The sequence below is a fragment of the Caballeronia concitans genome, assembly GCF_001544615.1.
Lineage (GTDB): Bacteria > Pseudomonadota > Gammaproteobacteria > Burkholderiales > Burkholderiaceae > Caballeronia > Caballeronia concitans.
Window position 1 is genome coordinate 157,941 of sequence record NZ_FCNV02000009.1, and the last position, 12,142, is coordinate 170,082.

Below are 12,142 nucleotides of genomic sequence, written 5' to 3' on the forward strand. Positions count from 1 at the left end.
CACGAAAGACTTAGTTCGACGCCAGGCCCATCTGCTGACGCACCGACGCCACGTTGTCACGCGTGGCGAGCATGCCGGTCGTGAGCGTGAGCATCGGCGGGGTCTTGCCGTCCTTGATCCACGCGTACATCAGTTCCGACGTTTCCTCGCCATGACGCTTCGGGCTGATGATGACGGTGCCGAAGAAGCCCGTCGGCTGCGGCTTCTTGAACTCGTTCAACGCCGAGTCCGATCCGCCGATGCCGATGCCGATCATGTTGTCCGCCTTGAAGCCCCGGCCTTCCGCTGCGCGCACCGCGCCGAGCACGCCTTCGTCGTTGAGCGCGTAAGCGACCCAGTGCTTGAACTGCGGGTTCTTCGTGAGCGCGATATTCGCGGCGTTGAACGCGTTCTCGGTATCGGTCTTCGCTTGCGGCGCGGCGATGATGTTCGCCTTCGGGAAGCCGGCGGCGACGAGCGCATCGGTGGCGCCCGTCGTGCGGTCGTGCGCGGTCGGCAATTGCTCGTAAGTCACGTCGATGGCGCCGACATCCTTCATGTCCCAGCCGCGCTTCTTGATCTCGGCGGCGATGCCGTCGCCCACTTGCTTGCCGATGTTGTAGGCCGAGATGCCCATGTGCGGCACGGACTCGATCGGCTTGCCGGAACCGTCGACGAGGCGGTCATCGACGGTCATCATCTTCAGCTTGTCGGCCTTCGCCTTCGCGACGATGCCCGGCCCGAGCTTCACGTCCGGCGTGCAGATGATGAAGCCCTGCGCCTTTTGCGCGGCGAGGTTGTCGATCGCGCTCATGACCTTCTCGCCCGACGGCGCGCCGATCTTGACCAGCGTGAAACCCTTTTGCTTCGCGGCCATTTCGGCGAACTTCCATTCGTCCTGGAACCACGGCTCTTCCGGCTGCTTCACGAGGAAGCCGATCTTGACGTCGTCGGCCGCCTGCGCGACGGGCGCGGCGATCATCGTGGCGCTCGTGGCCGTGGCGGCGGCGATCAGCGTGAGGAACAGTCTGCGTTTCATTTTTTGTCTCCCGAGTTTTCCCGTTGTCTTAAAAAAAGCCCGCGTGATGGGGCCGGTGGTGAAGCTGTGTGTCCCGCCGTGCCGCGCCGTTGCGCCCCGCGCGGCATGTTCTAGTCGTGATACAGCGCCGAGCGCCCGCCATCCACGGTGATGCAGCTCGCATTGATGAACGGCGCTTCGTCCGATGCGAGGAACACCGCCGTCATCGCGACTTCGTGCGGCTGGCCGATGCGCTTCATCGGCTGAAGATCGAGCGTAGCCTGGCGCGCGGCCTTCGGATCGGCTTGCGAATTCCACCAGTCGAGCGTCAATTGCGTTTCGATGTAACCCGGCGCGATGGCATTCACGCGCACGTTGTTCGGCGCGTATTCGATGCCGAGCGCGCGCGTGAGGCCGATCACGCCGTGCTTCGCCACCGGATACGGAAAGCAGCCGGGGATGATCTTGAACGCGTGCGTCGACGCGATATTCACGATGCTTCCCTTCCCGCGCGCGACCATGCCCGGCAACGCGGCGCGGCAGCCGTTCCAGACGCCGTCGAGATCGACGGCGAAGCAGCGCCGCCAGTCGTCGTCGGTCATGGTGAGCGGATCGCAGAACACGTTGATGCCGGCGTTGTTCACGAACACATCGAGCGGGCCGAACGCGCTTTCCGTCTGCGCGACCGCTTCCTTCACCGACGCGCTCTGCGTCACGTCCGTGCGCACCGCGAGCACGTTCTTCGCGCCCGTTTCCTGCGTGATGCGCAGAGCCGTCGCCTGCGCCGTTTCGATGTCCAGCTCCGCCAGCGCCACCGATGCGCCTTCGCGCGCGAACGCCAGCGCGATCGCCGCGCCGATGCCGCGCCCCGCGCCCGTGACGATGGCGACCTTGCCGGCGAGGCGATTCATCGCTTCTCACCTTTGGCGATGGCCAGGCCGCCGACGAACGCCTTCGCGTGCAACGCCGTCGTCTTCACGCTCTGGCCCGGCTTATACAGCGCGGAGCCGAGGCCGAAGCCGTTCGCGCCCGCCGTCAAAAACGGACCCATGTTGTCCGGCGAGATGCCGCCGACCGGCACGAGCGGCACGTCCTTCGCGATCACCGCGCGCCACGCCTTCACGACCGTCGGCCCGAGCTGCTCGGCGGGGAACATCTTCAGCACGTCCGCGCCGTTCTTCAGCGCGAGGAAACCTTCGTTCGGCGTCGCGACGCCCGGCGCGCACGCAAGCCCGTGCGACTTGGCCGCACGCACGACATCGCCGTCGCTGTGCGGCATCACGATCAGTTCGCCGCCGGCGGCCTTCACGTCATCGACATAGCTCGGATGCAGCACCGTTCCCGCGCCGACGATCGCATCGGCGGGCAGCGCCTGTCGGATCGCCGCGATGCTGTCGAACGGCTGCGGTGAATTGAGCGGCACCTCGACGATGCGAAAGCCTGCTTCGTAGAGCGCGCGGCCGTGCTCGGCGGCGTCGGCGGGCGTGACGCCGCGCAGGATCGCGATGAGCGGGCACGCGGCGAACGCCTTCGCGAGACCGGCGTGCATCTGATACGGCGCGGGCAGATTGATGGGTGGCTGCATCGTGTTGCTCCTGTTTCGCGTGCTGCTCAGGCCGTGCGCGCGGGCGCCGTCACGAGCCCGGCTTGCACGGCGATTCGATAAAGGCCCTGTTCCGTGGCGTGCGCGACGGTGCGGGCGTCCTGACAGCCGAAGCGCGCGAGCGCGGCGCGGTAGCGGTCGCAGAGCGCATCGTTGCCGATCAGACGCAGCGTCCGCCCCGCCAGCGACGATTGATCGCGCGCGAGGACTTCGGACAAGCCGCGCAGTTCGTGGCCGATCAAGAGCCCCGACAAATAATCCGGCTGCTGCCCCGGCGTGAGCTGTCCGGTGAGGCCGAGCGTGCGCGTGCTGAAGATGGTCGCGAGCACGCCGGGATGACCGGCATCGCGCGCGGTATCGACGCCACGCTCGAACGCCGACGCATCCGATGCCGCTTCGGACTGCATCGTGCGCCCGAGGATCGTGTGATCGCGCAGCGCGCTGAACACTTCGCCCGTCATGAACGTGTAGAAACGCTCGATGCGCCCTTCGCGCACGAACGCCCACTTCGCGTGCGTGCCCGGCAGGCCGATCAGCGCGCCGCCTTCCGCGTTCAGCGATGCATCGCTCGCCAGCGCGCCGAAAATCTGCGTTTCCTCGCCGCGCATCACGTTCGGCAAGATGCCGCGTTCGAGCACGCCCGGCACGATGCGCACCGTCACGCCGCGCGCCGTCTTTATTTCGACGATGCCCGCCACGAGCGCGTTCGCATCGGCGGGCGTTTCGACGTAAGGCGCTTCCGCCCAGCCCTGCGCGCTGCCGACCATGCCGGCGGCCAGCACCGGCAATGGCGGATGCGCATCGAGCCACGCGCCGCAGGTTTCCTCGAACGCCTCTTCGAAGCCGCCCGCAGGCAGCTTCATGATTCCCGCCGACGATCCGCGCGTGTCGAGCGCGACGCCATCCGCGCCGAGCAGATACGCGCGCAGCGAAGTCGTTCCCCAGTCCAGCGCGACGAGCGCCGGTGCGGCCGTGGGCGCGGTCATCGCTTGATCCTGCGGTTGCTTTGCGGCGCACGCCAGCCGAGTTCGGAGGAGATCGCGCGCGCTTCGCGCTGCACGACCGGAATCAGTTCTTCCATGCGCTCTTCCGGCATATAGGGAATGGTGCTCGCCACCGACAGCGCCGCGACGATCGCGCCCGACGCATCGCGCACGGGCGCGGCCACGCAGCGGATCGACGCTTCGTTTTCTTCGAGGTCGAACGTGTAGCCGCCTTGCGAATAGCGCGTCATGCGCTGCACGAAGGTGCCCACATCCGGCCGATTCTCCGGCTTGAAACTCGTGCGGGCGAGCGCGCGATGCGACGCTTCCAGCAGCTTCTTCCACGCGTTCGTTTCGAGGTCGAGCATCATCGCCTTGCCGATGCCCGTCGACGCCAGCGGCATCCGGTGCCCGACGCGCGAGCGCATCTCCAGCCCGCGCGTGCCGGGAATCTTGTCGATGTAGAGCACGTCGTCGCCGTCGCGCACGCCGAGGTGAATCGTGTCGTGCGTATGCTGCGCAAGCGACTGCAAATACGGACGCGCGACCGTGGTGAGCGGCATCTGTTCGAGCGCGATCGTGCCGAGTTCGATCAGCTTCGGCCCGAGCAGATAGCCGCCCTGCACTTGGCGCAGATAGCGCGCCTGCACGAGCGAACTGACGAGCCGATGCGTCGTGCTGCGCGTCGTGCCGAGCGCGGCGCTGAACGAGCGCAAATCGCGCGCGCCGTTCGCGGCGGCTTCGAGAATCGCGAGTCCGCGCAGAAGCGTCTGCGTGCCGGCCTGCTGCGGCGTGATATCGACGAGCGCGCTCGGCAGCGCGATGGCGTCGGGATCGCGGCCGAGAGGCTGGCCGTGGGCGGGAGCTTTCGTGCGCGCGTCGCTGGCGCTGGCGCTGGTGGAGTCGTCGGTCATGTCGCGTCGCCCTCGCAGGTCACGCAGCGTGCGCAAGCTCGGGCGCTTGCAAGAGATGGCGCGCGTCCGCGCGCAGAACAGATGAATCGTGCAACGCAACCCGCGAGCGCGGGCAAGCGATCGAATGCATGACGTGTCTCCGAATTTGTTCTTATGGGCGCGTGTCTGTGGCGCACGCGCTCGGGCTTCGTGGCGCATCCATCGATAGCCTGCACGGATTGTAGGTCCGCCTATCTCGATAATTCAATATGTGACCGACTCGCTCACATAATGGGAATGAAGCTGACAGATGAAAGCCAGCCAAAAACGAAAAAGCCCTGATTAATCAGGGCTTTAATATGTTTAGCGACGCCAACTAAATATCATTCGGGCAATTCCGCCGCGCCCATTCGCCGCGCGATCACGCGCGAGCGCGCCGAGAGATACGCGGAATTGCGATGGTCGTCGAAATACTTCGGGCGCGGCAGCATGACGGCCAGACGCGCGCTTTGACCCGCCGTCAGTTTCGCCGCCGAAGTCTTGTAGTAATACCGCGCCGCCGCTTCCGCGCCATAGACGCCGTTGCCCCACTCGACCGAATTCAGATAGATCTCGAAGATGCGCTGCTTGTCCATCCAGAATTCGAGCATCCACGTGATGACCAGCTCCTGCGCCTTGCGGACATAGCTCTTTTCCCGCGACAGAAACAGGTTGCGCGCGAGCTGCTGCGAAATGGTCGATCCGCCCGCGACGATTTTCCCGCGCGCCTTGTTCTTCTCCCACGCTTGCAGAATCGCGTCCGTTTCGTAGCCGTTGTTGTTGACGAAGTTCGCATCCTCCGACGCGATGATCGCCCGCTTCAGATTCCGCGATATCTGGTCGTAAGGCACCCACGCGCGTTGCAGCGCGGTGCCGGGGCGCGTCTTCGCGAGCGTCCACGCGTCGGCGCGCATGAAGGCGGTCGAGCCGGGATCGAGCTTCGTCCAGATGCCGATCTGCACGAAGAAATAGAGTTGCGTCGCGATGACCGCGATGACGAACACCGATACCGCGTAACCGATCCATCGCGCCGGACCGAGCCGGACGCCCGGCCGCGTCTGCCGCGCGCGCGGCGGCGACGTGCGGCTCGGAGCGGGCGCGGTCGTCATCAGGCTTTCGCGGCGAGCGTCTGGCGCAATTCGCGCAGCACCGCGCCGCCGTCCGGGCGCACGCCGCGCCAGATGAAGAACGATTCGGCCGCCTGCTCGACGAGCATGCCGAGACCGTCGGCGGCGCGCGCGCCCAAGCGTTCGGCGTGCTCCATGAAAACCGTCGGCTTCGGGCCGTACATCATGTCGTAGGCGAGCGTGCCGGGGCCGAACGCGGCGTCGTCGCATTCGGGGAGCGCGGCGTCGAGACTGCCGGCCGTCGCGTTGATGACGACGTCGTAGCGCACTTTTTCCGCGCTCTCCGCGCCGCCGCCCGTAAAGCGCACGCCGCTTTCCTTTGCGCGCGCCGCGAACTGTTCGACGAGTTCATGCGCCTTCGCCGCCGTGCGATTGACGATGGTGAGCGCCGCCGGCTGCCGGTCGAAAATCGGCAACACGACGCCGCGCGCCGCGCCGCCCGCGCCGAGCAGCAGAATCCGCGCGCCTTTCAGGCTCACGCCGAGATTCGCTTCGATGTCCCGCACGAGGCCGACGCCATCGGTGTTGTCGCCGCGCACGCCGTCATCGCCGAAAGAAAGCGTGTTCACCGCGCCCGCCGCCGCCGCGCGCGGCGACAGGGAATCCGCGAAGGCGTGGGCGTCGAGCTTGAACGGCACGGTCACGTTCATGCCGCGCCCGCCCGACGCGATGAAGGTTTTCACCGCCGCCTCGAAGCCGCCGAGCGGTCCGAGAATGCGGCCATATTCGACCGGCTCGCCCGTCTGCTCGGCGAAGCGCGCGTGAATCCACGGCGACTTGCTGTGCTCGACCGGATTGCCGATCACCGCGTACTGGTCTTTCATGCCGTCGGTTCCTCCGCGTTGCCGGGCGTTTCCGGTTGAGGCTGCTCCGCCGAAGCCTCCGCCTGCGCTTCGGCTTCGCTTTGCGCGCTGAGATCGTCGGCTTCGATGATCTCCTCTTCCGCTTCGTCTTCTTCGGCGGGCGCGCTCGCGGACGGCGCGTCGATCACGTTCAGCAGACGGCACGACGCCTCGACGGTCAGCTCGTCGATCGACACCACTTCGAGCATCACGCGCGTGCCGCGCGCATGCACGCCGAGACCCGGCACGTGCAGGATCAGCGGAATCTCTTCGAGACGCACGAGATCGTCCTTCACCACCGACGCCGGCACGTGCCGCTTGTTCTCCTGCTTGAGCCAGCGCAGGCACCAGAAATACTCCATCCGGCGCTGATGATCGGCGTACGCGGTATAGGTATCGTCGAAACCCTGCACGACGGCGAACAGGTCCGCGTCCTTCGGCTTGAACGGCGCGGCGAGCTTCGCGGTCACGCCGTGCTGCACGCACGCGAGCAGTTGCCACTGATTGACGAGATCGACGTAGCGGCGCAGCGGCGACGTGCTCCACGCATATTGCGCGACGCCGAGACCTTCGTGCGGCGCGGGCGTCGTCTGCATGCGCGTGCGCTTGGGGCCGGGACCGCCGAAACCGCGCTGCGAGCGATAGATGCCCGGCACGCCGTGATCGTTGAGGAACGCGCCCCACGACGAGTTCGCGAGAATCGCCAGTTCGGCGACGATCAGATCGAGCGGCGAACCACGGCGGCGCGGCGTGATGGTGATGTGCTCGCCATCGACATAAAAGTTGAAGTCGTTGTTGCGCTGCACTTCGCGCTTGAGGCCGAACGTCGCGCGCGCCTGCTGACGCTTTTCGAAAAGCGCCTGCGCCAGCGGCCACAGCACGGCGATGTCTTCCTTGTGCGGATAATCGCCCGTGCCGGCGGCGAGGCTTTCCTCGGTGACGTGTTCGTCCAGATGGTTGTGCCGCAGATTGCTCTTCACGAAGACGCGTTCGGCGCGCGTTTCCGTCGCGACGATGTCCTGCGTCTCCCGATTCACGATGATGTAAAGCGACAGCGCCGGACGCAGACCGCCTTCGCCGAGCGTGAAGACCTCGACGACGTTGTCGGGCAGCATCGTGATCTTGTCGCCGGGCATGTAGACCGTGGACAGACGGCTGCGCGCGATCGAATCGATGGTGTCGCCCCGCGCGATGCCGAGCGCCGGCGCCGCGATGTGGATGCCCACGCGCACGCGGCCATCGGCGAGATGTTCGACGGAGAAGGCGTCGTCGATTTCCGTCGTGGTGACGTCGTCGATGGAAAACGCCTGAACGTTCGCTTCGGGCAAATCATCCGGCAACGGCGACGGTTCCACCGCCGGAAAGCCGATGCCGTGCGGGAAGAACTCCGACAGGAAGCGCGCTTCGTGCAGCGCCCGCGCCGACGCGATGCCGCCGCATTCGAGCATCAGCCGCGCCTGCGAAATGCCGCGTGCGGCGGCGGCGGCTTCGAGCGCCTTGTACTCGATCGAATTCTTGTCCGGCTTCGTCAACAGGCCGATGGCCTTGCCCTTGAGCGCCTCGGGCAGCTTGCCGGCCTTCAGTTCCTCTTCGTAGCCCGCCTGCACGAGCGCCTGCTGACGCTTGCGCTCCAGCGACGCGAGCGCCATCTGCAACTGCTCCTGCGGCGCGCGCTGATACTGCCCGCGACCCTTGCGGCGGAAATAGACCGGCGAGCCGTGCATGCGCAAGACGAGCGCCGCGCGTTCGGCCGGGCCGAACTTGTCGCCGAAATAATCCGCGCCGAGCGCGGCGAACGGAAACTCCTCGTCGGGCGCGCATTCCCACAGAAAATCGAGATCGATTTCCTGCGCGATGGCGTCGGCTTCCTGCATCAGATCCGCGGCGGCGGGCTTTTCGAATTCGATCAGCACGTCCTTCGCGCGCACCTTGGCGCGGCGTCCGCCCGGCAACTCGACCTGGAACGCGTCGCCCTGTTTCGACAAGACCGAGCCGGCCTTGAAACTACCCGATTCCTCGAAGAAAACGTTCACTCAATACTCTCGTAAGACGGTGGACCGGCTCGCGACACGCGCGCCGGCGTATGAATGGATGTCACGCGGCCGCGGGCGCGAGCGCCGCGCGCGGCGTTTGATCGCAGAACGCGAGCACGTCGGCGAGATGGTCCGCGAAGTCGCTGATCGCGTGATTGCTGCCTTCAATCAATGTCGTGCGCACGCCGGGATAGTGGGCGAGCATCGCGCGATAGTCGAGCACTTCGTCGCCGGTCGCGGCAATCAGGAAATAGCGCTCGGGGCGCGTGACGGCATCGACGTGAAGGGCGCGCAGTTCATCGAGATGGCGCGGCAACACGGTGATGCTGCCGCCGCCGTGCCACAACGGCTGATCGCCGAGATACGCGCTGAGATCGACATCGGGCATCACGGCGGGATTGAGCAGCACTGCGCGCCAGCCGTGCTTTTCCGCGAGCCACGTTGCGTAATAGCCGCCGAGCGAACTGCCGACGACGGTGACATCGTCCGGATTCGCCGCGCCGCCGATGGTTTCCGCCAGCGCGATGGCGTCGCGCGGCGAGACCGGCAACACCGGGCACTGCCATTCGCTCAGCCGGCCGAGTTCCGCGAGGCGCGCGCGCATCATGCGCGCCTTGAACGATTGGGGAGACGAGCGAAAGCCGTGCAGGTAGAGAATCACGCGGGGCCTCTTGCGGTTGTCCCCGGGGTGGGACGCGCCGACAGCGCGTCGAGCAATTTCTGATGCACGCCGCCGAAACCGCCGTTGCTCATCACGAGCACGTGGTCGCCGGGGCGCGCGGCGGCTGTGACCGCTTTGACCAGCGGTTCGATGTCGTTGAACGCCTGCGCCTTGTCTCCGAGCGGCGAAAGCGCTTCGGCCAGATCCCAGCCGAGCTTGTCGCGGCCTTCGCGCGCGCCGTAGCCGAACACGAGATCCGCGCCGGCGAGGCTCGCGGGCAGTTGCGCTTTCATCGTGCCGAGCTTCATGGTGTTCGAACGCGGCTCCAGCACGGCGAGCACGCGCGCGTGACCCGAATTGCCGATGCGCGTGCGCAATCCCGCCACCGTCGTTTCGATGGCGGTCGGATGATGCGCGAAGTCGTCGTAGACGGTGACGCCATCGACGCTGCCCTTCACTTCCATGCGCCGCTTGACGTTGCGAAAGCTCGCGAGCGACTTCACCGCCTGCGACGCCGGCACGCCGACGGAACGCGCCGCCGCGATCGCCGCGAGCGCATTCATGCGATTGTGCTCGCCCTGAACCTGCCATTCGACGACGCCTTGCCGTTCGCCTTCCCAATACACGGCGAACTGCTCGTCGACGGCCTCGCCGTCGCGCGCGGGCAGCGCCTGCCATCCGCCTTCGACGCCGAATCGTTCGACGCCCGACCAGCATCCGCGCGACAGCACGCGTTCGAGCGCGTCCTCGCGGCCGTTCGTGACGATGCGCCCCACGCCTGGCACCGTGCGCACGAGATGATGGAATTGCGTTTCGATGGCGGCGAGATCGGGGAAGATATCAGCGTGATCGAATTCCAGATTGTTCAGCACCGCCGTGCGCGGCCGGTAGTGGACGAACTTCGAGCGCTTGTCGAAGAACGCGGTGTCGTACTCGTCGGCTTCGATGACGAAGAAGCTCGAATCCGTCAAACGCGCGGAGATGCCGAAGTTGAGCGGCACGCCGCCGATCAGGAAGCCGGGATTCATGCCCGCGTCTTCGAGCAGCCACGCGAGCATGGAGCTCGTCGTGGTCTTGCCGTGCGTGCCGGCGACGGCGAGCACCCACTTGCCCGCCAGCACGTGCTCGCCGAGCCATTGCGGACCGGACGTGTACGGCAGGCCGCGATCGAGAATGGCTTCCATCAGCGGATTGCCGCGCGACACCACATTGCCGACGACGAACAGATCCGGCTCGAGCGACAACTGCTCGACGCCATACCCTTCGATCAGTTCGATGCCCTGCGCTTCGAGCTGCGTGCTCATCGGCGGATAGACGCCCGCGTCGCAGCCGGTGACCTTGTGGCCCGCTTCCCGAGCCAGGACGGCGAGACCGCCCATGAAGGTGCCGCAGATGCCGAGGATGTGGATGTGCATAAACCGTGTCGCGCCGCGCGGGCGATGAAGTGCGGAAAAGAGAGACGGGCGCTCGGCGACGAAATTCGTGCAGGAACGCGCCTGGAGGCGCATATTGTAACCGAGCGCGCCGGCCGCCTTGCAGCGCGCCTGCAGGCCGCAAAGGCCGCCGCGCGTTATCTAGTATGATTCCCCAATGGTTCGCAAATCACACATCGATCCGCAGCGCGTGCGCGAGGAAATCGCGATCGCGGCAGCGAGAATGATCGCCGAAGACGGCCTCGACTACTCCACCGCGAAGCGCAAGGCGGCGCGGCAAGTCGTCGGCGAGGCGAAGATCGGCGGCGAGTTTTTGCCCGACAACGATCAAATCGAAGAGGAAATCCGCGAGTATCAGGCGATTTTCCAGAGCGACAGCCAGCCCGCCGTCCTGCGCCGCATGCGCGAGGCCGCGCTCGACTGGATGGAGCGGCTCAAGCCCTTCGATCCGTATCTGACCGGCGCGGTGCTCAACGGCACGGCAGGCGAGCATTCGGACATCCATCTGCAATGTTTCTGCGACAACCCGAAGGAAGTCGCCATTTACCTGCTGAACGCCAACGTTCAATACGACGTCTCCGAGACGCGGCACTTCGCGGGCCGCGGCTATGTCGAGACGCTGAGCTTTCTGATCCGCGAGCGCGGCGAGGAACCGATCGGCGTGCATATCGCGCTGTACGGCACCGACGATCTGCGCGGCGCCGTGCGTGCCGACGGACGCGGACGGCTCGCGCGTGCGAACGCGGCGGCCGTGCGCGCCCTGCTCGATGATCCCGGCCATTCCGATCGCCCGCCGCTCGAAATCGGCGGATGAATCTCACGGATCTCTCACCTTCATGAATAGCAAACGTATCCTGGCGGCCCTCGTGGTCGCGATTGCCGCGACGATCGGCGGTTTCTACGCGGGCCACTACTTCACCGGCGTCGATACCGAAGCCGCCACGCCGAACACCGGCGCAGTCGATCAGTTGTGGAAGATCACGCCGCCCGCCGCCGCCGGCACGTCGCGGCCGCTCGCGGCCTTCAAGGGCAAGCCGGTCGTCGTCAATTTCTGGGCGTCGTGGTGCGGCCCGTGCGTCAAGGAAATGCCGACGCTCTCGGCCATCCAGCGCGAGTATCAGAAAAAAGGCATCACGTTCATTGGCCTCGGCGTGGACAGCGAAAAGAACGTCAACGACTTCCTGAAGAAAGTCCCGGTCGACTATCCCGTCTACGTCACGGGATTCGGCGGCGCGGATCTTGCGCGGAGTTTCGGCAACAACGCGGGCGGGCTGCCATTTACCGTCGTCATCGACGCAAAAGGCGCCGTTCGGTCGACAAAACTCGGCGAAGTCAACGAAGCGGAGCTGAAGCGCACGCTCGACGCGCTGTAAAAAATCACCGCTGATTGGCGCGTGTTTTGCATAAGTAAGCAGCAACTTAGCGTGCTTTTGCGGGAACTTCGTCCTACAGGCGTGACAATGGCGGTAAATTGTCCCGTCGCGTTTTCGACGTCCGCACGGTAAAACTAGACAAAATTCTCTAAACGGCG

At 65.8% G+C, this 12,142-nt stretch carries 12 protein-coding genes; 2 read left to right on the top strand and 10 right to left on the bottom strand.

Going from position 1 to position 12,142, the window contains the following annotated elements; genetic code table 11:
* Window positions 1-10: 10 nt before the first annotated feature.
* The 10 genes from AWB72_RS20005 to mpl form a co-directional block, all read right to left on the bottom strand.
* Window positions 11-1,018 (bottom strand): arabinose ABC transporter substrate-binding protein, encoded by a 1,008-nt coding sequence (locus AWB72_RS20005; protein WP_087128613.1) that lies wholly within the window; start codon window positions 1,016-1,018, stop codon window positions 11-13.
* 110 nt (window positions 1,019-1,128) lie between these two features.
* Window positions 1,129-1,908 (bottom strand): SDR family oxidoreductase, encoded by a 780-nt coding sequence (locus tag AWB72_RS20010; protein ID WP_087128615.1) that lies wholly within the window; start codon window positions 1,906-1,908, stop codon window positions 1,129-1,131.
* Entirely contained in the window at window positions 1,905-2,582 is a 678-nt protein-coding gene (locus tag AWB72_RS20015; protein ID WP_087128616.1) for a 2-dehydro-3-deoxy-6-phosphogalactonate aldolase, read from the bottom strand. Before AWB72_RS20015 ends, AWB72_RS20010 begins: the two co-directional genes overlap by 4 nt.
* 26 nt (window positions 2,583-2,608) lie before the next feature.
* Complete coding sequence (locus tag AWB72_RS20020) at window positions 2,609-3,586, bottom strand: 2-dehydro-3-deoxygalactonokinase (protein WP_087128618.1); 978 nt, start codon at window positions 3,584-3,586, stop codon at window positions 2,609-2,611.
* Window positions 3,583-4,497 (bottom strand): IclR family transcriptional regulator, encoded by a 915-nt coding sequence (locus tag AWB72_RS20025; protein WP_244285691.1) that lies wholly within the window; start codon window positions 4,495-4,497, stop codon window positions 3,583-3,585. Before AWB72_RS20025 ends, AWB72_RS20020 begins: the two co-directional genes overlap by 4 nt.
* A gap of 362 nt (window positions 4,498-4,859) precedes the next feature.
* Complete coding sequence (gene mtgA / locus AWB72_RS20030) at window positions 4,860-5,624, bottom strand: monofunctional biosynthetic peptidoglycan transglycosylase (protein WP_040051198.1); 765 nt, start codon at window positions 5,622-5,624, stop codon at window positions 4,860-4,862.
* Window positions 5,624-6,466, bottom strand: a complete 843-nt coding sequence (gene aroE / locus AWB72_RS20035; protein ID WP_087128619.1) for a shikimate dehydrogenase — start codon at window positions 6,464-6,466, stop codon at window positions 5,624-5,626. The genes mtgA and aroE overlap by 1 nt, the downstream gene beginning before the upstream one ends.
* The gene (locus AWB72_RS20040) at window positions 6,463-8,517 is read right to left on the bottom strand and encodes a ribonuclease catalytic domain-containing protein (RefSeq protein WP_040051200.1); all 2,055 of its coding nucleotides are present in this window, start codon (window positions 8,515-8,517) and stop codon (window positions 6,463-6,465) included. Before AWB72_RS20040 ends, aroE begins: the two co-directional genes overlap by 4 nt.
* 61 nt (window positions 8,518-8,578) lie before the next feature.
* Window positions 8,579-9,178 carry a YqiA/YcfP family alpha/beta fold hydrolase gene (locus AWB72_RS20045; RefSeq protein WP_087128621.1) on the bottom strand — a complete coding sequence of 200 codons (600 nt, stop codon included), beginning with the start codon at window positions 9,176-9,178 and terminating at the stop codon, window positions 8,579-8,581.
* Window positions 9,175-10,593 carry a UDP-N-acetylmuramate:L-alanyl-gamma-D-glutamyl-meso-diaminopimelate ligase gene (gene mpl, locus AWB72_RS20050; protein WP_087128622.1) on the bottom strand — a complete coding sequence of 473 codons (1,419 nt, stop codon included), beginning with the start codon at window positions 10,591-10,593 and terminating at the stop codon, window positions 9,175-9,177. Before mpl ends, AWB72_RS20045 begins: the two co-directional genes overlap by 4 nt.
* 175 nt (window positions 10,594-10,768) lie before the next feature.
* Between mpl and AWB72_RS20055 the strand changes: the two genes are divergently transcribed.
* Together AWB72_RS20055 and AWB72_RS20060 are read left to right on the top strand one after the other, a co-directional pair.
* Window positions 10,769-11,425 carry a hypothetical protein gene (locus tag AWB72_RS20055; RefSeq protein ID WP_040051203.1) on the top strand — a complete coding sequence of 219 codons (657 nt, stop codon included), beginning with the start codon at window positions 10,769-10,771 and terminating at the stop codon, window positions 11,423-11,425.
* A gap of 22 nt (window positions 11,426-11,447) precedes the next feature.
* Window positions 11,448-11,984, top strand: coding sequence for a TlpA family protein disulfide reductase (locus AWB72_RS20060; RefSeq protein ID WP_087128624.1), 537 nt, complete (start codon window positions 11,448-11,450; stop codon window positions 11,982-11,984).
* The last annotated feature ends 158 nt before the right edge of the window (window positions 11,985-12,142 follow it).

What these genes read in the sequence shown, in the direction of transcription:
- AWB72_RS20025 (WP_244285691.1), bottom strand. Translation starts at nt 4,497, where the DNA reads ATGACCGACGACTCCACCAGCGCCAGCGCCAGCGACGCGCGCACGAAA.
- AWB72_RS20005 (WP_087128613.1), bottom strand. Translation starts at nt 1,018, where the DNA reads ATGAAACGCAGACTGTTCCTCACGCTGATCGCCGCCGCCACGGCCACG.
- mpl (WP_087128622.1), bottom strand. Translation starts at nt 10,593, where the DNA reads ATGCACATCCACATCCTCGGCATCTGCGGCACCTTCATGGGCGGTCTC.
- AWB72_RS20060 (WP_087128624.1), top strand. Translation starts at nt 11,448, where the DNA reads ATGAATAGCAAACGTATCCTGGCGGCCCTCGTGGTCGCGATTGCCGCG.
- AWB72_RS20055 (WP_040051203.1), top strand. Translation starts at nt 10,769, where the DNA reads ATGGTTCGCAAATCACACATCGATCCGCAGCGCGTGCGCGAGGAAATC.
- AWB72_RS20010 (WP_087128615.1), bottom strand. Translation starts at nt 1,908, where the DNA reads ATGAATCGCCTCGCCGGCAAGGTCGCCATCGTCACGGGCGCGGGGCGC.
- aroE (WP_087128619.1), bottom strand. Translation starts at nt 6,466, where the DNA reads ATGAAAGACCAGTACGCGGTGATCGGCAATCCGGTCGAGCACAGCAAG.
- AWB72_RS20015 (WP_087128616.1), bottom strand. Translation starts at nt 2,582, where the DNA reads ATGCAGCCACCCATCAATCTGCCCGCGCCGTATCAGATGCACGCCGGT.
- mtgA (WP_040051198.1), bottom strand. Translation starts at nt 5,624, where the DNA reads ATGACGACCGCGCCCGCTCCGAGCCGCACGTCGCCGCCGCGCGCGCGG.
- AWB72_RS20020 (WP_087128618.1), bottom strand. Translation starts at nt 3,586, where the DNA reads ATGACCGCGCCCACGGCCGCACCGGCGCTCGTCGCGCTGGACTGGGGA.